General features: G+C 42.7%; 12 protein-coding genes. 11 read left to right on the plus strand and 1 reads right to left on the minus strand.

Translation table 11 applies throughout. The features are described from left to right. From F597_RS0108375 to F597_RS0108400, 6 genes are all read left to right on the plus strand, one after another. On the plus strand, positions 1-711 hold a 711-nt coding region (locus F597_RS0108375), incomplete at its 5' end, for an AGE family epimerase/isomerase (RefSeq protein WP_019539282.1). A 78-nt stretch (positions 712-789) separates the two neighbouring features. Continuing rightward, positions 790-3873: a SusC/RagA family TonB-linked outer membrane protein gene (locus F597_RS0108380; protein ID WP_019539283.1), complete on the plus strand. Its 3084-nt coding sequence runs from the start codon at positions 790-792 to the stop codon at positions 3871-3873. An 11-nt stretch (positions 3874-3884) separates the two neighbouring features. Continuing rightward, positions 3885-5648 carry a RagB/SusD family nutrient uptake outer membrane protein gene (locus F597_RS0108385; RefSeq protein ID WP_026327274.1) on the plus strand — a complete coding sequence of 588 codons (1764 nt, stop codon included), beginning with the start codon at positions 3885-3887 and terminating at the stop codon, positions 5646-5648. Between the two features lie 99 nt (positions 5649-5747). Continuing rightward, positions 5748-8921 (plus strand): SusC/RagA family TonB-linked outer membrane protein, encoded by a 3174-nt coding sequence (locus tag F597_RS0108390; protein WP_019539285.1) that lies wholly within the window; start codon positions 5748-5750, stop codon positions 8919-8921. A gap of 23 nt (positions 8922-8944) precedes the next feature. Continuing rightward, the gene (locus F597_RS0108395; protein WP_019539286.1) at positions 8945-10606 is read left to right on the plus strand and encodes a RagB/SusD family nutrient uptake outer membrane protein; all 1662 of its coding nucleotides are present in this window, start codon (positions 8945-8947) and stop codon (positions 10604-10606) included. Between the two features lie 7 nt (positions 10607-10613). Next, a complete protein-coding gene (locus tag F597_RS0108400) occupies positions 10614-12128 on the plus strand; it encodes a Gfo/Idh/MocA family protein (protein ID WP_026327275.1) in 1515 nt (504 codons plus the stop codon). A gap of 132 nt (positions 12129-12260) precedes the next feature. Here F597_RS0108400 and F597_RS0108405 read toward each other — a convergent pair whose 3' ends face one another. Next, on the minus strand, positions 12261-13502 hold the full coding sequence (locus F597_RS0108405; protein WP_019539288.1) for an ATP-binding protein: 1242 nt from the start codon (positions 13500-13502) through the stop codon (positions 12261-12263). A 109-nt stretch (positions 13503-13611) separates the two neighbouring features. Between F597_RS0108405 and F597_RS0108410 the strand changes: the two genes are divergently transcribed. The 5 genes from F597_RS0108410 (at position 13612) to F597_RS0108430 (ending at position 20450) form a co-directional block, all read left to right on the plus strand. After that, the gene (locus F597_RS0108410) at positions 13612-14466 is read left to right on the plus strand and encodes a sugar phosphate isomerase/epimerase family protein (protein ID WP_019539289.1); all 855 of its coding nucleotides are present in this window, start codon (positions 13612-13614) and stop codon (positions 14464-14466) included. 113 nt (positions 14467-14579) lie between these two features. After that, entirely contained in the window at positions 14580-16295 is a 1716-nt protein-coding gene (locus tag F597_RS0108415) for an FAD-dependent oxidoreductase (RefSeq protein WP_019539290.1), read from the plus strand. A gap of 38 nt (positions 16296-16333) precedes the next feature. Next, a complete protein-coding gene (locus F597_RS0108420) occupies positions 16334-18214 on the plus strand; it encodes an FAD-dependent oxidoreductase (protein ID WP_052319812.1) in 1881 nt (626 codons plus the stop codon). A gap of 73 nt (positions 18215-18287) precedes the next feature. After that, a complete protein-coding gene (locus F597_RS0108425) occupies positions 18288-19334 on the plus strand; it encodes a DUF4434 domain-containing protein (RefSeq protein WP_026327278.1) in 1047 nt (348 codons plus the stop codon). Between the two features lie 36 nt (positions 19335-19370). After that, a complete protein-coding gene (locus tag F597_RS0108430) occupies positions 19371-20450 on the plus strand; it encodes an SGNH/GDSL hydrolase family protein (RefSeq protein ID WP_026327279.1) in 1080 nt (359 codons plus the stop codon). Positions 20451-20455 lie beyond the last annotated feature (5 nt).

Consider the following 20455-nt stretch of genomic DNA (forward strand, 5'->3'; position numbering starts at 1 on the left):
AAAGCCTATCCCGGCACCCGTCCGCTCAAAGGATTCTCCCTGCCGATGATCCTGAGCAACCTCACGCTGGAAATCGAGCACCTGCTCGACAAGGAAACCGTCGAACGAACCATGGAAGAATGCATCCACGAAGTGATGGAGGTATTTCTGCGCCCCGAACTGGGAGGGATTATAGTGGAAAACGTGAAACAGGATGGATCCCTGTCAGACTCTTTTAACGGACGTTTGATCAATCCGGGGCACGGCATAGAAGCCATGTGGTTTATCATGGACCTGGGAGTACGGCTCAACCGCCCTGCATTAATTGAAAAAGCAGTAGCAACAACCTTGAAGACCATTGAATATGGATGGGATAAAGAGTATGGCGGAATCTTCTACTTTATGGACAGAAAAGGGTTCCCGCCACTGGAATTGGAATGGGACCAGAAACTGTGGTGGGTGCATGTGGAAACACTGATATCGCTGCTGAAAGGGTATCAATTAACCGGCTCGGAGAAGTCTCTCCAATGGTTCAAAAAAGTACACGATTACACCTGGAGCCACTTCAAAGATACTGAATATCCCGAATGGTGGGCATACCTGAATCGTCGTGGGGAAGTACTGCTCGATCTGAAAGGAGGCAAATGGAAGGGTTGTTTCCATGTGCCGAGAGGATTGTATCAATGCTGGAAGATACTGGAGACAATCAATATCGCAGATTGTAAGCTATGATCAATTGGCAAAGATGCTTGCCAATTGATAAAACAATGCGAATAAATATGATGACTAATTCTAAAACAAATTAAATTCATGAAAAAAGGACGAAACCTCTCTTTGAAAGAGAGAAAACAAAAATATTTATTGTTCGTCTTGAGCTTTTTTACTTTACTGATATTCAGCACAAGCATGTATGCACAAGTAAATATCAGCGGGATAGTAAAGGACTCAAATAATGAGCCTCTGATTGGTGTAAATGTAATTGTGAAAGGTACCCAACAGGGAACTGTAACAAATACTGAAGGTGAATTCACTTTAACCGCTCCCAATACAAATGCGGTTATTGAATTCTCATATATAGGATTTCAGACCCAGGAACTTTCTCTTAATGGGCAAACTTATTTAAACGTCATTATGAGGGAAGATTCTGAGTTGTTAGAAGAAGTAGTTGTAGTAGGATATGGTACACAGAAAAAAATCAACCTGACAGGTGCTGTTCAAAACGTCACCAGTGCAGACTTAACAAAACGCAGTTTATCCAACACCTCTACAGCATTACAAGGTTTGGTTCCGGGTGTTTCCGTGGTACAGCCATCCGGACGACCGGGAGGAGATGGCTCCTGGATTACTATCCGCGGAACAGGCTCAATCAATTCATCTACAAGCCCGCTAATATTGATAGATGGAGTTGAAGGGGACATCAACAATATAGATATTAATGCAATAGAGTCGATATCCATCTTAAAAGATGCTGCTTCAGCATCTATTTACGGATCCCGTGCCTCCAACGGCGTAATTCTAGTCACGACCAAACGGGCGAAAGAAGGAAAAGTCAGAATCACTTATAATGGATACGCAGGTTTCAATACTCCAACCTCTATGCCTGATCCGGTGAATGCCATTGAATATATGGAAGCGGTAAACACAGCCCGGGCAAACGCTGATATGGATCCCCAATATTCGCAGGAGATCATTAATATCTACAAAACCCAGGGAGCCGATAACCTGAACTACTACGACACAAACTGGCGTGAAAAGGTGCTCAAAAATCAGACGTTGGCTCACAACCATTCTGTAAGTTTAAGTGGAGGATCTGAAACATTCCGTGTTTTTGCAAATGCAGGGTATTATTATCAGGAGGGACTCATTTCCAATAATGATTATTCGCGCATGACCTTGCGTTTAAATACAGACGCCCAACTCTCTGAATGGATGAAAGTCGGCGTAGATATCAATATCAGACAATCCAATGTCACACGTCCCAGCATGGAAGAACCTGAATCTACCATTAACAAAGCATTGACATTTACCCCGGTATTTTCTGGTCAAAACAATGATGGTACATGGGGATTCGGACAAAACGGAGATAATCCGATTGCAGTATCAAAAGCTGGTGGAGTACACACCGGTGTAACGCCAGAGTTGGGTGTAAAAGGATTTATCAGCATAAATCCCTTTAAAGGATTCGAGATATTGGGCAGTTATAGCAGCCGGAAAGTAGAATACAAATCGGATTATTTCATTAAACCGTACGACACATATGAAAATGGCGTTTTCAGGACATCCTATCCTGCTACCGGAACCCAGAAGTATGAGGGGTGGAGTCAGACCATAACCAATCAATTCAACCTCCAGACGTCTTACGAAAAGACAATATCCCGGAATTATTTCAAACTGCTGGGAGGTATGCAAACGGAAGAACGGTTGATCCGTAGTTTCAGTGCAAGCCGGAAAGGATATGAATTTGAGGGTTTTGAAGAATTAAATAATGGGGATATTTCCACAGCAACAAATTCCGGCGGACGGTTGGAATGGGCTATGTTATCATATTTTGCACGTGCAAACTATGTTTTTGCTGATAAATATCTTCTGGAGTTGAATGGGAGATTAGATGCATCCTCCCGGTTTATGAAAGATTATCGGTGGGGATTCTTTCCATCAATATCAGGAGGTTGGAGAATTTCTGAAGAATCCTTCTTTGAACCCATAAAAAATACTATCGGTAATCTAAAATTCAGAGCTTCTTATGGAACATTGGGTAATCAGGATATTGTACTCAACAATAATCCGGTATATTTCCCTTATGCGGCCTCGATAAGCTCCGGCTACGGATATTGGTTTGATAAAGTTTTAGGAACGGGTGTGGCTCAAACCCAGGTTGCTAACGAAAAGATATCCTGGGAGAAATCCACTCAATTGAATTTTGGATTGGATGGTGATATCCTGAATTCCCGGTTAAGTTTTAGCTTTGATTATTATATACGCAATATAAACGATATGTTGCAACAATTTCCTATTCCCTTATATGTAGGATTATCTTCTCCATGGGAAAATGCCGGTTCTATGAGAAATAACGGCTGGGATCTGTCTCTTACGTGGAGAGAACGAAAAGGGAACGTGAATTATTATATCACAGGCAATCTATCAGATGTAAAAAATAAAGTTACCAATCTATATGGTAACGAATATATCGGCACTCAAATCACAAAAGAAGGATTACCTCTTAACTCGTGGTATGGTTATGTTTCAGACGGATATTTCCAGAGTCAGGAAGAAATAGATAAGTCGCCCGTTTATGGAGGCAATAAAGAAAATGTAAAGCCAGGATATATAAAATACAAAGATATCAGCGGACCCGACGGAGTACCTGACGGTGAGATCACAGATGAGGACCGGGCTGTCATCGGGAACCCATATCCCCGATACGAATTCAGTGTAAACATGGGAGCTGAATGGAAAGGTTTTGATTTTTCTGTTTTCTTCCAGGGTGTGGGCAAGAAGGATATTTTATATACCGGTGCGGGGGCCCGTCCTTTCTACGTAGGACGCACTATCTTCAGGAATCAGTTGGATACATGGACACCGGATAACAGAAATGCGGAGTTTCCACTTCTTTTAATTGACGGTTCAGGGAGTAATCCGAACAATATTGTCTCTGACTTCTGGATAAAAAGTGGAGCCTATATACGATTAAAAAATGTAGTTCTCGGCTATAGCTTGCCTAAAAACACATTAGATAATTTAAAGATAGAGAGCCTCCGTTTTTATATCAATGGACAAAATCTATTCACACTCAGCAGCGCTTACAAAGGGTATGATCCGGAAAACTACGTAAATAATGGAAGTTTTTATCCTGTAATGCAGACTTTCACTTTTGGTATCGATCTTCGTTTTTAAAAAATATTCGTATGAAAAAGTTATTATCTTACATAATTTCAAGCATGCTTTTAGCAGGAACATTGGTGTCTTGTTCCGATTTTCTGGAAAGAGAGTCATCAGACTATTCATCTTCCGGTTTCTACAAGTCAGAAGCAGCAATTCTGAATGGGACTTCCGGTGTATACAATTGTTTATACATGGATCTTGGATACAACGTCCCGTTTAACGTGTATCTGGATCATTTCACAGGATTAGGGATGGAGCGGGCAGAGAATACGACTATTGGTGCAGGAGGCGCACTCAATCCCGATAATGCGTCTGTCCAATCCTTCTGGAGCATGTTATATGTTTTGGTCGCCAGGGCCAATTCGGTCATCTATGGTTCCAGTGAATATATAGACGACATAGGAGGTAAAGCTCTTCAATATATTTCGGAAGTAAGGGTCTTAAGGGCTTTTGCCTATTATAACCTGATTGCCACATACGGGGATGTTCCGTTTTTTACTTCTCCTGTCACTATCGATCAATACAAGGATGCCAGAACATCGAAAACGGAAATTCTTGATTTTATCTTAAAAGAGATAGACGAATCAGTTACACATTTACCCTGGACGGCTACAGAAAGGGGAAGGGTAGATAAAGCTTTCGCTTATGGGTTAAAGGCGCGTGCAGCCCTGTTGGGAGGTAGTCTGGACTATGCAAATCAAGGGACTGAATATTTCCGTATTTCAGCTGAAGCAGCCGCACAGGTAATCGGACAAAGAGAACTGGCCGATTCTTTTGATGACTTATTTAATATGACAGGGCAAGCCCAGGCAGATGTACGTAACGAAATGCTGTTCGAGTTAATGTATACTAAGCAGGGAACACAAAAAATCCATGTGATTGCTTTTGGACAGGTATCCAGAAACACAGGCCAGACAGGAAGACATCCCTCCATGCTATTGGCTGATATGTTTGAGTGCATAGATGGAAAGCGGATAGACGAATCTCCACTTTATGACCCCAACTATCCGCAGAGAAACAGAGATCCGCGTTTCCATTCGACACTATGGATGCACGGTGATACGGTTACCGTAAATAATGGATCAGTTATACGCCATATCTTAAACGCTTATGACATCGAAACACCGTTCTATGATTTTTCTTCCGGCCAATGGACTTTACAAAATAACGCAGACATTAACAGTGCGGCGGCATGGGCTAGTTTCTGCAATGCAGGCTCAGGTTATATTTGGGCAAAATTCAGCAACGAAGTGGCAGAAAACATCAGCGCACAATCCTGTAATGTACCTGTCATGCGGTATGCTGAGGTTCTCCTGACATATGCAGAAGCGAAAATAGAATTAAAAGAATTGGATGAATCGGTCTATAGTGCGATCAATCAGGTAAGAAATCGTGCCGGTATGCCCAATGTTTCGGAAGACAGGATTGGAAATCAAAACAGAATGAGGCAGCTTGTCCGTAATGAAAGAAAAGTGGAATTCGCTCTTGAAGGATTACATCAGGTAGATATGAGAAGATGGGATATAGGAGACCTTGAAAATGGACAACCCAGCTATGGTCTTCCGATTCCAACCATTCGTTATGAAGGTATGACAAGCACCGATATTCCGGATTTCAAAAAGTCTGAACGTCATGATTTGAATAATATAGCCACATATGACTCATATAAGGATAAACTCAAAGTCCGTGACAGGAACAGATTCTGGGATAAGAAATTTAATCTGTGGCCGATTCCGCAAGTGGAAATAGACCGCAACCCAAATCTCACACAAAATGAGGGGTACTAATAGAACTATTTAAAATTGTCCCGTAACTGTTTTCCGGGTAAAGAAAAAAATATACCCGGAAAATAGACTTATCAATCACCTAAACAAACACAAAATGAGATGAAAAGAAAGATTGTGAAACTATGGAAAGGATTTTTGTTCGCCTTGCTGTGGACATTTTCCTTATGTATATTTGCCCAGAACATTACTGTACAAGGTACTGTTACGGACACTAAAAGTGAACCCCTGATCGGAGTAACCGTACAGGTACGGGGAACAACCATCGGCACAATTACTGATATAGAGGGTAAATTCACTCTTTTAAACGTACCATCCAATGCCACATTGGAAATTTCCTATGTGGGTATGCATCCGCAGGTTGTTGAACTGGTTGGAAGAACATCTATTGAGGTAATAATGGAGGAAGATACCGAATTACTGGAAGAAGTAGTGGTTGTAGGTTATGGTACAATGAAAAAAAGTGATCTGACTGGTGCTTTAAGTCAGGTATCAGGCGAAGAACTAAAGAACTTACCTGTCAGAAGTGTAGCAGATGCATTACAGGGAAAAACCGCAGGAGTCACTATCACCTCCACCGGAGGAAGCCCCGGAACACCTCCCACAGTCAGGATCCGTGGAATTGGCACCGTCAATAACAATAATCCTCTCTATATTGTAGATGGATTACCTCAAACGGATATAGGATGGCTCAATCCCAACAACATTGCTTCAATGGAAATTCTGAAAGATGCATCGGCAACCGCCATATACGGATCAAGGGCTGCCAATGGAGTGATCATTATATCCACGATTAGAGGAAGCGGTCAGGAAAACAAAACCAGAGTAACTTTTGATGCCTATTACGGGATACAAAACCCGATCAAAATTTATGAAGTGATGGGGGCATCCGAATTTATTGACTATAAGAATCTGGCTAATACAAATGCGGGAAATGCAGCTTTTTATACTGAGAATCAGAAAAATCAGATATTACAGTTTCTAAAGGAGAATACGGGCAGTGAAGAAGGAACAAACTGGTGGAAAGAGATCAACCATAAAAATGCTCCTGTCCAAAACTATGATGTATCCCTCTCCGGAAGCGCAAACGGATTAGCATATCATACTAACCTGGGGTATATGAAGCAAGACGGCATCATAAACGGATCTGACTTCGACAGAGTATCATGGCTGACAAACATTGACCATCAATTGTATAAATGGTTAAAAATGTCTGGAAATGTAGGTGTAATAAAACAGTCAAGACGAAATGTAGTAGAGAATTCTCCCGGATTCAACACATCCTTTATTGCTTTCACGGCTGACCCTATATCTCCAGTATACAGAAAAGACCTAAAAGATATTCCCGATTTTCTGGAATCAGGTTTTTTTATGGATCAGGTTGATCCTAATGACCGTTATTCCTGGTACTCACCTATTCTACTGACCAACAAAGAAAATCCTGTTGCTCAAACAGATATCCGGAAGGATAATGTCTGGAATGATCTGTCACTAAAAGGAGGATTAAATTTCGATGCAGACATAACATCATGGCTGAAGTTCAGAACAAATTTCGGGGTTGATTTATACAGAGGGGGATCGGACGGATTTAATCCAAAATATTATTTAGATGGAGACCAGTTCAGTAATGATGCTACCGTAAGCAAATATTATTCAAATTCCGATTACTGGGTTTGGGAAAATACGCTCACATTTAACAAGACCTTTGGCGATCATAATGTATTGGCTATGATCGGGACTTCTGCCGAAGAAACAAAATCGGAAGCGACCTCTGCTTCACGTCAGGGATTGGTGAGCAACAGTGAAGACCAGAGGATATTGGATGCCGCTTCAAAAAATCCGGGCGCAAGCGGCTGGAAATCGGAGTCCGCATTACAATCATTGTTTACACGTATCTTCTATTCATATAAAAACAGGTATTTATTCACTGCCAACATCCGTAGAGACGGTTCGTCCAATTTCGGCCCGGGATATAAATGGGGAACTTTTCCCTCTTTTTCGGCAGGCTGGAATTTTTCTGAAGAAGACTTCCTGAGTAATTCAAAATACCTTTCAAACGGGAAATTACGTGTAAGCTGGGGACAAATAGGTAATCAGGCTATCTACGACATAAATGATGCTAGTAACAGAGGGGGCGCTTATCAGTCGGCTTTCACCGGGAATTGGGGGTACTATCTGTTTGGCAGCAATTTCAATTCCCAGCTAATGGGAGGAAATAATCTGATGGGTAATCCAAACGTAAAATGGGAAACCACAGAACAGTTCGATATCGGTGTTGATCTGGGATTTTTCAAAAACACATTAAACCTGAATATTGACTATTTTCAAAAGAGAACGAAAGATATGCTTTTGAAAGTACCGCTTCCTTCCTATTTAGGGTTTCCCAATAATCCCTGGGTAAATGCCGGAAGTATTTTAAACAAAGGATGGGAAATAGATGTAAAATACAGGAACTCACTTGAAGATTTCAACTATTCTATTGGCGCAAACCTATTCACTTTCAGTAATAAAGTGACAAGCTTAGGTGGTGGAGAGCCTCTCTATGGTGGCGGCTGGATAACAGTTACCACGACCAAAACCGAAGAAGGAAAACCTATAGGTTATTTCTATGGATTAAAAACCGATGGTATTTTCCAAAGCCAGGACGAAGTGAATGCTTATAAAAACAAAGAGGGAGGGCTTATCCAACCCACTGCGCGTCCTGGTGATCTTAAGTTTTTAGATATAAACGGAGATGGTGTTATCAATGCAAATGACAGGACAAACATCGGTAATCCGTTTCCAAAAGTAAGCTTTGGATTTAATCTTGCCGCCGATTATAAAGGCTTTGATCTTCAAATGTTATTTCAGGGGACTTATGGGAATAAAATCATGAATGCCAAGAAAATTGATATGTATTCAGGAGTCGGATGGTACAATGCCCCCAAAGACCTGATGGAGAAAGCCTGGTCTCCCACAAATCCTACCAATGAACAATTTCAAATAAATGCCGACAACACGAACAATCTTCAGGTTTCCGACTGGTTGGTAGAGGATGGTTCTTATTTGAGGTTGAAAAATATCCAACTCGGATATTCATTGCCGCAAAATATATTGACTCATTACAATATCTCGGGTATAAGAGTATGGGTAGGGGCATATAATTTATTGACTTTCACCAAATACACGGGGCTGGATCCTGAAATTGGCAATAGCAATCCTCTTAACAATGGGGTTGATGACGGTTATTACCCACAATCAGCCACTTATATGATGGGGATAAACATGACTTTCTAATAATTCGTAAAAATCAAGATACAATGAAAAGATATTATATATTATTCATATGGAGTATCTCTGTATTATTCTCATGTAGTGACTCTTTTCTTGAAAGAAATCCTAAGGGTAGACTGGATGAATCTGCCTACATGAAAACAGATGATGCCGCTTTCAAACTTGTAACATCGTGCTATCAACCTTTACACGATGGTTTTGCCTACTCTATCAACAGAGTAGCTATTGGCAGTGAAAGTGTGGATGATGCCGACGGAGGTGGATCGGATGCCGGTGACCGTCCCCAAACCACAGAATTGGGTAAAGGATATCCTCTTTCCAGTAATCCCTTGTTGCAAGAAGCATGGACCCATCGTTATACAGGAATTGGGCGTTGTAATGTCGGTATAGAACAATTAAGCAAGGAAGATCTGTCTTTAACGAGTGGCGGACAACCGGTCAGTAAGGAAACCGTGTCGAGATATATTTCAGAAATGAAATTTCTTCGCGCATGGTACTATTTCGATTTGGTCAATACGTTTGGAGGTGTTCCTTTGCTTAGCGAAGTTCAATTGCCGGATACAAGGCTTGAGAAAGCATCACTGGAAGAAATGAGAACCCAATTATATAAGGACCTCGATGATGCCATCAATGATCCGAACCTGCCCTGGAAAAAAGAGATGAATCTGTCAACCGAGTTGGGCAGAGTCTCAAAAGATGCAGCATATACCTTTAAAGGACGTATCGCGTTATTTTTTGCGGGATTAATGGAACAAAACAAAATGCAGGGAAATGCCCAGGAAGAATACGAAATAGCAAAAAATGCAGCATCTGCAGTAATAATGCAAGGAGGGCTATCGCTGACTCCTGATTTTCAGGATCTATACGGAGGAGACTATGATAAAGGACTTTCTTCGCCGGAATGCATATTTACCTGCTTGAGCAAATATGTGCCGGAGACAGGATACCTTACAGACTCTTATGCCATTATGAACGTTGGTAGAAATAATGTTGGAGGATGGGGAGGAAATGTTCCCACTTCTGACCTGGCTGAGTTTTATGATGAGAGAGATCCAAGAAAATTATTTACTATTATCAGCGATGGAGATATTTTCAAAAGAGGTGGGGAAGAAGAAGTCCATAATTACAAAGGATATTATAATTTCAGTCTGCAACAAAGTCGCAAAGCATTTGTCCCGTATGATTACAGGGAAGATGGTAATCTACAGCGAAGCAAATGGGCTCCCTACTGGATAAGATATGCCGAAACACTGTTGATCTATGCGGAGGCAGTCTTGAAAACAGCCGGGAGCAAAGAAGAAGTTGCCACATATATTAATATGGTTAAATATAGAGCCTATGTCTCCACTTCCAAAAAAGATAGTTTTGCATTCCAAAGAAAATTTGAAGAAACATTGGAGGATATTGATGCATCAACATTTTTAACTGAATATGCCATAAAAGCAAGTGACGATTTAGAACAGGTCATTAAAGATGAACGTAGAGCTGAATTTGCTTTGGAAGGATTACGATTGTACGATTTAATCCGTTGGGGAGATTATGTCACAACAATGCAGGCATTTTCTTCTAAATATCAATATGCAGGAAAAGGAAGCGAAGCCTCCGAAAAAAGCTGGCCATTCCCGATACCTCAAGCGGAAATAGACCGTTCAAACGGAGTATTGACTCAAAATGATAATTATAAATAAATTTATTATGACAACTTATTCACGCAGAAAGTTCTTAAAGACCGCGGCCATGGGAGCCGCCGGTCTTACCATAGTTCCCAATACGGTACTTGGGAAAGTAAGGGGATATACTTCTCCAAGCGACAAACTGAATATCGCCGGTATCGGGGTGGGAGGAATGGGACGTCGCAACCTGGCGAACATGAAAACAGAGAATATCGTTGCGCTTTGCGATGTCGACTGGAAATATGCCGCCAAAACTTTCAACGATTATCCTAAAGCCAAACAGTTTAAGGACTGGAGAGCCATGTTCGACCAGATGGGTAAATCCATCGACGCTATTATGGTGGCAACCCCCGACCATACCCATGCCGGGGTAGCCGCCCATGCCATTACCCTGGGAAAACATGCTTATGTACAAAAACCATTAACTCATTCCGTCTATGAATCCAGACTGCTTACCAGACTCACCGAAAAATACAGGGTGGCGACCCAAATGGGAAATCAGGGAAATTCGTTCGACTGGTGCCGGCAGATAGCCGAGTGGGTACAATCGGGCGTGATCGGCGATGTATACGAAGCGCATTGCTGGACAGACCGTCCCATCTGGCCACAGGGGTTGGGTGAACCCAAAGGAGGCATGCCCGTTCCCTCCACGCTGGACTGGGATCTGTTTATCGGCCCTGCAAAAAAACGCCCTTATGATCCCGCATATACTCCCTGGAACTGGCGCGGATTCTGGGACTTTGGGACAGGTGCATTGGGCGACATGGCATGCCATATTATGGATCCGCTATACTGGGCATTGGACCTGAAGTATCCGGTAAGTGTCTCGGCCAGTTCGACATTGGCAAATCTCTATTCCCCACCCCAGGCACAGAAAGTAACCTACAAATTCCCGGCACGTCCGGCAAAGGGAAACGTCAATATGCCGGAACTGACGGTACACTGGTACGATGGCGGATTACTTCCGGACAGACCGCAGGAACTGAAAGACGGGGAAATGATGGGTGACTCCAATGGAGGTATCATACTGGTAGGCACCAAAGGGAAAATCATGACCGGCTGCTACGGGATGAATCCTACATTACTTCCCACATCCAGGATGGCAGATTTCAAACAGCCCGAGCCTACTATACCCCGCATCAAAGGAGGAAATGGCAATATCTGGGATACCAACGCACATGAACAGGACTGGATCAGGGCATGTAAGGAGTCTCCGGAAAACAGGACCGAAGCTTCGTCGAATTTTCGCTTTTCCGGACCTTTCAATGAAATGGTAGTAATGGGGGTATTGGCCGTACGCCTTTCCGGTTTGCAGGGACTGCACCGCGAACTGCAGTGGGACGGGGAGAATATGCAATTTACCAACATATCTCCGTCCGATAAGATCAGCATCGTTACACATGATGAATATGCGGTGATTGACGGGGATCCGAAATTCGACAGAAGGTTTGCGGAGTTCAACGCCTCCGAAATGGCAAATGAATGGATCAGGCATACCTATGAAAACGGGTTTACCTTGCCGGATATGCCCCGGTAAGAAAGGGTAAACCAGAAGGAGAACAGTGTCTTTTAGTGAACTTTGAATAATTTACATAATGGATAAATACAAAAAGGTTCGGTAAACAATAAAATAAAAAAAAGAGTTCTTTGACATATTGGAGAGAAAAACTTACAGTAACCAGTCTATAATATTGACCACGCAGATGCTTTGTTCCGGCCCGGGCAGGGGAATAATCTCCGATTTTCCCCTGGTAAGGATAGTCCCTTCGGACAAATGGTAAGTATCCATAGCTTCCAGCAGACCTTCCGTTTCCCGTGTATAGTTCTCCGGCGTCAGAAATTCGCACACTTGTATCACACTTATAATTTGATTGTGTTGCAGACAGACGAAATCACACTCTTTCATCTTTTTATGAAAGTAAACCTGATAACCTCGCCGGCGCAGTTCGATAAACACCATGTTTTCCAACAGTCGTCCGCGGTCCTGCGAAAAACGAAAAGCCACTCTGGAGCTCAGTCCATTGTCGATACAATAGATTTTCTTGTTGGAAACATATTGCTTTTTGAGTGAATAGTCGTATTTGGGAACCTGGAAAAGCAAAAAGGATGCTTCCATATATGAGATATAATTCTTGGTGGACGTGTCGCTCTTTATTCCCAACAGACGAGAGATATTCCGGTAGCTGAATTCTTTTCCTATGTTCGAAATAGCATAATGGGCCAGTTCCCGGAACGTTTTTTTTTCCTGAATGACATACCGGAAAAGAATATCCTTGTAAAGGATATTTTCATAGAGCGTGGCAAGGATTTCTTCGTCTTTCGTATGGCAATAAAGCGGAAAACCCCCATGTGGTAAATACTCGTCGAAAGCCTTATTTACCGCCGCATGTGATGCCGTTGTCTTTTTCACGGCAATACCTGCGAAGTCGAGGTATTCGGCAAAAGAGAAAGGGTATAGTTCTATTTCTTTGTAGCGTCCGGTAAGGTGTGTGCCTAATTCGCCACTCAACAATTTGGAGTTTGACCCGGAAAGAAATACTGTGTATCCCTCGTCGTGTATACGGCGTACAAAACGTTCCCATTTGGGAATGTTCTGTATTTCGTCTATAATAACATTCCGGCTGGCGTTTTGCTTGTGCCAAAGGGTCAGTAGAGTAGAAAAATCGGACACTTCGAAATGAAGCAGCCGTTCGTCATCGAAATTGACATAGACGAAATCATTACCCAAACGATCAGCAAACTGTCGCAACAGGGTAGACTTACCGCATCGACGAATACCCGACACAATGACAATTTGTTCGCTGTTCAAGTAAAGGTCGAAGTCGATTTGCCTAAAAATGCCTGGTGATCTGGATGAAAACAGGTCCCGCTGATCAGAAACGACAAAGTCCAAATCATATTGATTCATCATAAAACTAACATTTAAAATGTGAATATTATCGCAAAACTAACATTTAAAATGTGAATATGCAAATTAATCTCTCCAATAATTATCGAAGTACGATAAATTTTTAAATAATATGAAAACAACAAAAATGGTATTTATTGCACTGTCCTGCCTTTTATTAAATGCCGGATGTGCACAAGACAGCACGAAAACAAAAGCGGAGAAACAGGAGTGGCATTTATCCATGCAATCCTATACGTTCCATCTGTTTACAGTAACTGAGGCATTGCGTAAAACCGAGGAATTGGGAATCCGCTTTATCGAGATCTATCCCGGACAGAAAATGGGTACGGATTTCGGAGATCTTGTTTTCGGCTATGATCTAAGTATGAAAGATCAGGAAAGGCTGAGAGTTCTGGCCGCATCGAAGGGTGTCAAAATCATTTCCTCGGGGGTATGGACTGCCAAAACAGAGGAATGGGAACCTATCTTTGCATTTGCAAAAAATATGGGAATGGAATTTATCAGCGTGGAACCGGCCCGTGAAGATTGGGACGTAGTGGAAGAGTTGGCTAAGAAACACAACATCAAAGTGGCCGTTCACAACCATCCAAGTGAAAACTCCTATTGGAAGCCGGAAATACTACTCGCCAGCATCGGAGGCAGGGACGGTTTACTGGGAGCCTGTGTGGATGTAGGACATTATAAAAGAATGGGATTGGACCCTATTCCTTCTATGCGGCAACTCAAGGGAAAGATCATCGCATTACATTTCAAAGACATTGCACCGCAGGGAGAAGAACAAAGTCTCGAAGATGTGGTATGGGGACAAGGCATCCTTGACGTGAAAGGAATGATGAAAGAATTAAAAAGACAAAAATTCAAAGGCTATTTCACGATCGAATATGAAGCGGACTGGGAGAACAACCTGCCTCAGATAAAACAATCGATCGATTATTTCAATCAGGTGACAGAAGAGATACTATAAAGTCTCTTTGAAAATGCCGATGCCTCTATTGTGACAAGATAATTATCTGTCGCAGGAACTGCCTGTTCTAACTGAGGAATAACTGATTATTAAGTAAATAAAAAAATATACTTATGAATAGAAGAAGTTTTATCACCTATGCTTCCCTCTTGGGAGGTTCTGTTGCGCTGCAGGGAAATCAGGGTTTTGTTACATCTGGAAAACGTGCCGGAAGACGTGAAAATTCCAGGGCGCGTGAAATGTATGCAGATGTCATCATTATCGGAGGAGGGATGGGTGGTTGTGCTGCGGCTCTTGCCTGCTGTCGCAACGGACTAAGTGTGATCATGACTGAGGAGACCGACTGGATCGGCGGTCAGGTATCCCAACAGGGTGTTCCCCCTGATGAACATCAATGGATAGAGACACACGGCGCACCGCAGTCGTATCGGGATTTCAGAAACAGGATACGGGAATATTATCGTCATAACTATCCGTTAACAGACTCTGCCCGTGCCCGGGAATATCTCAATCCCGGTGATGGAAGCGTTTCCAGATTGTGTCATGAACCGAGAGTAGCGGTATCGGTATTGATAGATATGCTTTCACCTTACCTGAGCACCGGGAAACTGCAGTTACTGCTCAACTATAAGGCAAAGAGCGCCGTCGTGAATGGTGACCGGGTTACGAATGTAGAAGCAGTACATTTTTATTCAGGCAACAAGGTAATTCTCACAGGCAACTCCTTTATCGATGCGACAGAGTGTGGCGATTTGCTTCCGTTAACAGGCACTGAATATGTCACCGGTACTGAATCGAAACAGGATACAGGGGAACTGCATGCTCCGGAGAAAGCAGATCCAATGAACAATCAGGCTTTTACAGTCTGTTTTGCTATGGATTATCAACCCGGAAAAGACAATGTACAGGATCCCCCTAAGGAATACGATTTCTGGAAAAACTATATACCTGAGATGACTCCACCCTGGTCAGGACGATTACTGGATCTCTCCTACTCCGATCCACGTACACTGAAACCCAAAAAACTGGGGTTTGATCCCACAGGTAAAGATCTGGAAGGTGTACTCAATCTGTGGAATTACAGACGAATTATCAATCGAAAGAATTTTACTGAAGGAACCTATGATGGTGATATCACTATCGTAAACTGGCCTCAAAATGATTTCTTCCCCGGGAATCTGATTGATGTTCCTGAAAAAGAGTTTCAGAAGAATGTTGACAGAGCTAAACAATTGAGTCATTCACTCTTTTATTGGCTCCAGACAGAAGCCCCCCGCCCGGATGGAAAACCCGGCTGGCGCGGGTTAAGGCTGCGCGGCGATATTATGGGTACAGAAGATGGAATGGCTAAATATCCTTATATTAGAGAAGCCAGAAGAATCAAAGCTGAATTCACTGTTCTTGAAGAACATGTGGGAGCGGAAAACCGGGAACTGGTTGCCGGCAATATTGCAGGTAAGCGTGCTGCGGATTTCTATGACAGTATAGGAACAGGCTACTATCATATCGATCTTCATCCCAGTTCGCGCGGTAATAATTATATTGATTTCTCTTCACTTCCTTTCCAGATACCGCTGGGAGCGCTTCTTCCGAAAAGAGTAAACAATCTCCTTCCTGCGAATAAAAATATAGGAACAACTCACATTACTAACGGTTGTTACCGTTTGCATCCGGTGGAATGGAGCATTGGTGAAGCAGTGGGATGCCTGATCGCCTTTGCCGGTAGAAAAAAAGTGCCGTTCCGCGCCGTCAGAGCGGACAAGAACCTTCTGTCTGATTTTCAGAAGGAAATTGAACGTCAGGGAATAGAAACAAAATGGCCGGAGTGATGATCCTGTTCATCATGAATTAAAAACAGATTCGATCTATGTGCAAACTAAAAATATCCTTTCAACTCTTTGTTCTCTTCTCAATAGTATCTGTTTCACAGAGTTGTAAGAACAACACACCATTACCCGATGTGCTTATTATCGGAGGAGGAACAAGCGGGGTCAGTGCCGGCATAGCTTCGGCACGAATGGGAGTGCAAACAATGATTATAGAAGAATCGGAATGGTTGGGCGGGATGCTTACAAGCGCCGGTGTAAGCGCAGTAGACGGAAATTATCGTCTGCCGGGCGGTTTCTGGGGAGAACTGAAAGATTCGCTGATAAATTATTACGGTAGCGCCGAAGCGCTGAAAACCGGATGGGTAAGCAATGTGCTGTTCGAACCATCGGTTGGAAATAAAATCCTGCAACAGATCGCATCAAAGGAAAAGGATTTGAAGATCCATTTCAAAAGCAGGCTGAAATCAATTGTAAAGGAAAAAGATCAATGGATTGTGACTATTGAAACACCGGAGAAAACAGTTATGCTTTATCCGAAAATCGTCATCGACGCTACCGAGTTGGGCGATGTTGCACTCCGATGCGGTGTAAAGTATGATGTAGGGATGGAAAGCCGTGAAGTGACAAAAGAAGAGATCGCACCTGAAACAGCCAACGATGTGATACAGGATTTAACCTATGTGGCTATTCTGAAAGATTATGGCAAAGATGTGACGATTCCTATGCCTGACGGTTACGACTCAAGCCGGTTTGCCTGCTCGTGTGATAATCCGTCCTGCAGTAATCCCAACCCGAAAAACGTATTGTGGCCGAAAGAACAAATGATTACTTACGGCAAACTGCCGAATAACAAGTATATGATTAACTGGCCTGTTGAAGGCAACGACTATTTCATAAACTTAATCGGTAAAAGTGAGAAGGAACGTGAAGAAGCCCTGGAAAAAGCAAAGAACCATACGCTTTGTTTCGTTTATTTCATCCAGAAGGAATTGGGAATGAATACACTCGGACTGGCAGACGATGAATTTCCCACTCCGGACAAAATGCCGTTGATTCCTTACCATCGCGAATCATTACGCATTCACGGTTTGGTCCGTTTCACGCTTAATCATATCGTGGATCCCTATACGCAGGACGAGAAGTTATATCGCACCAGCATTGCCGTGGGAGATTATCCGGTGGATCATCACCACGGAAGGTATCCTGAAGTGGAAATACTCCCTCACCTCTACTTTCACTCTATTCCTTCATACGGACTTCCGCTGGGAGTGATGATCCCTCAGGATACAAAAGGGCTTATCGTAGCCGAGAAGTCTATTTCCGTATCCAATATTGTCAATGGTACAACCCGCTTACAACCGGTTGTATTGCAAATCGGCCAGGCTGCGGGAGTATTGGCGGCACTAAGTGTGAAAAACAGGACTGATATCGATAAAGTATCTGTGCGCGAAGTCCAGCAAATACTCCTGTCGCAGGGAGGTTACCTTTTGCCATATCTCGATGTGGAAAAAGAGCACCCGCTTTTCCTGCCTTTACAACGTATCGGAATTACCGGTATTTTACAGGGTATCGGAAAAAACGAAGGCTGGTCGAACGAAACCTGGTTCAGAGCGGATGATCCGGTTTTATGGTCTGAGCTGGGCGGTATGAAAGAGATGTATCCCTATCTTGAAATTTCTGACCTGGATACTCCCGTCACACTGAATGAATTGCTTGAACTGATCGTCATGATTAGCGATAAAGAAAAACTTTCTTATGACAGTGATATATCATCTATTGTTAAAGAGGTATTTACAGGATTTGACTTCACCGGATATGAACCGAATAAACAACTTACCCGTGCAGAAGCCGCAGTATTGATTGACATTCTTCTAAATCCTTTTGAAAAAGATGTGGACATACAAGGAAATTATATATAATAACTCAGTCTTATTATGGATAAATTATATTATATAGACAAAAATATCCCGTAAAACAGATTATATTTACTCAATGAAACGACGCGATTTTTTACGATCTTGCGGAGTAACACTTATGATAGGAAGTGTTTCCCATGAAATCCAGGCCGCTATCCGACACAATTCGGAAAAAATAAAATCCATTGAAGGGTCCTGGTTTGAATTCCAGCACCATAACCTTGCCGAAGGAAAATACTGGAATGAAACCCTGAAAACATTCTCCGCAGCACAATGGGATGCAAAGGTAAAAGAAATTGCAGATAGTGGTATCCGCTATCTGGTATTGCTCAACGTAGCTATATATGATAAAACGTTCTACCCATCCGTATTACTTCCTCAACACGATATGGGTTGTGAAGATCCGCTCGAGACTGTATTAAACACTGCCGACAAATACGGAATAAAGTTTTTCATCAGCAACGATTTTTTTGGCGACTGGACAAATCCTTATTTTCTGATGACAGATCCCGGAATCAATAAATTACGGTTGACAGCCATGAACGAGATCGCTGAAAAATACGCGCATCATAAAAGCTTCTACGGATGGTATTTTCCGAATGAAACGGGAATATCGGGACATTACGAAGATTTCTTTATCAATTATGTAAACGCATCTTCTGCCGAAGCGGCAAAACTAACTCCCGGCACAAAAACACTGATCGCACCTTACGGCACAAGGAACGTAAAGGCCGATGACAAATACGCACGCCAGTTAGAGTCGCTGAATGTCGATTATATCGCTTATCAGGATGAAATCGGAGTGGAAAAGACCAGAGTGGATGAAAGTGCAGGATATTTCGAGCAATTGCACCGGCTTCATAAGAAAGCGTCCAGATCCAGCCTATGGGCCGATGTAGAGGTGTTCCGGTTTGAAGGAACAGTATACCAAAGCGCATTGCTGCCTGCTCCGGCTGAAAGGGTTATCCGGCAACTGGAAGCCGTTTCACCGTTTGTGGAAAAGATATTCATCTACCAATATACGGGATTATTGAATAAACCGGGAAGTTTGGCTTTCGCCGGTCATCCTGATTCCCTGATATTGTATGAAGAACTGGCAAAACATAAAGCAATCAATAGCTAAAAAGCAGTTCAAAAGTAATTTATTAAGAAACGAGAAATGAAAAAAGCAAATCTATTCTTAGCATCTGTTTTATATATGCTTGCTTTGCAGCTCCATGCACAAACAGTGTATTATGACGCGGACCAATTCCCGTTGGTCGGAAAAACGTCGGACGAGACCGAAACCAGGTACGAGCGCCTCCCTGCATACCTGAAAGAGGTATGCCGACCGCCGGTATGGAACCTGGGAAAAAATACATCGGGACTGGCAATCCGTTTCAGGACAAACAGTACTGCTATTTCCGCAAAATGGGAAGTATCAGGCGACAACCGGATGAATCATATGACCGAAACGGGGATCAAGGGTGTCGACCTGTATGCATGGGAAGAGGGTCACTGGCAGCCCGTGAAAGCCGGGCTCCCTTCCGGAAAAGTGAACGAACGAACCATTATCTCGGATATGACACCGCAGGAACGGGAATATATGATGTTCCTCCCGCTTTATGACGGAGTGGTTTCCCTTTCGATAGGAATAGATTCTACAGCCTATATTAAAAAACCGGCACTTCCCTACCCTGACACCACCCATCCTATTCTCGTCTATGGAACCAGCATCACTCAGGGTGGATGTGCCACGAGACCGGGAATGTCATATACCAATATTCTTGCCCGCCGGTTAAACAGGGAGGTGATCAACCTGGGATTCAGCGGAAACGGGCAGCTCGATTATGAGATTGCGGAATTGATGTCAACCCGCCGGGATGCATCCCTGTTTGTTCTCGATTTTATTCCCAATGTCAATGCTACACAGTTGACGGAGAAAACCAGACCTTTTTTCGATATAATACGAAAAGCCAATCCTGGTACGCCAATTCTATTTGTAGAGACAGTTATTTTTCCCCATTCTTTTTATGATAAAAACATCTATGAAACCATAACGGAAAAGAACAGGTTGTTGCGCAAAGAATATGAAAAGATCAAGCACGAAGGAGACAAAAACGTATATTATCTGGCAAATGATGACCTGATCGGTAATGACGGAGAAGGCACTGTCGACGGTATCCATTTCACCGATTTGGGATTTCTGCGTTTTGCCGATAAATTATATAATACTATCCAACATATAAATATTCAATAACTATT

The sequence above is a fragment of the Proteiniphilum acetatigenes DSM 18083 genome (genome assembly GCF_000380985.1).
GTDB lineage: Bacteria > Bacteroidota > Bacteroidia > Bacteroidales > Dysgonomonadaceae > Proteiniphilum > Proteiniphilum acetatigenes.

Bases quoted from the DNA above. Each gene is read 5' to 3' on its own strand.
- F597_RS0108380 (WP_019539283.1), top strand. From the start codon at position 790: ATGAAAAAAGGACGAAACCTCTCTTTGAAAGAGAGAAAACAAAAATAT.
- F597_RS0108385 (WP_026327274.1), top strand. From the start codon at position 3,885: ATGAAAAAGTTATTATCTTACATAATTTCAAGCATGCTTTTAGCAGGA.
- F597_RS0108390 (WP_019539285.1), top strand. From the start codon at position 5,748: ATGAAAAGAAAGATTGTGAAACTATGGAAAGGATTTTTGTTCGCCTTG.
- F597_RS0108395 (WP_019539286.1), top strand. From the start codon at position 8,945: ATGAAAAGATATTATATATTATTCATATGGAGTATCTCTGTATTATTC.
- F597_RS0108400 (WP_026327275.1), top strand. From the start codon at position 10,614: ATGACAACTTATTCACGCAGAAAGTTCTTAAAGACCGCGGCCATGGGA.
- F597_RS0108405 (WP_019539288.1), bottom strand. From the start codon at position 13,502: ATGATGAATCAATATGATTTGGACTTTGTCGTTTCTGATCAGCGGGAC.
- F597_RS0108410 (WP_019539289.1), top strand. From the start codon at position 13,612: ATGAAAACAACAAAAATGGTATTTATTGCACTGTCCTGCCTTTTATTA.
- F597_RS0108415 (WP_019539290.1), top strand. From the start codon at position 14,580: ATGAATAGAAGAAGTTTTATCACCTATGCTTCCCTCTTGGGAGGTTCT.
- F597_RS0108420 (WP_052319812.1), top strand. From the start codon at position 16,334: ATGTGCAAACTAAAAATATCCTTTCAACTCTTTGTTCTCTTCTCAATA.
- F597_RS0108425 (WP_026327278.1), top strand. From the start codon at position 18,288: ATGAAACGACGCGATTTTTTACGATCTTGCGGAGTAACACTTATGATA.
- F597_RS0108430 (WP_026327279.1), top strand. From the start codon at position 19,371: ATGAAAAAAGCAAATCTATTCTTAGCATCTGTTTTATATATGCTTGCT.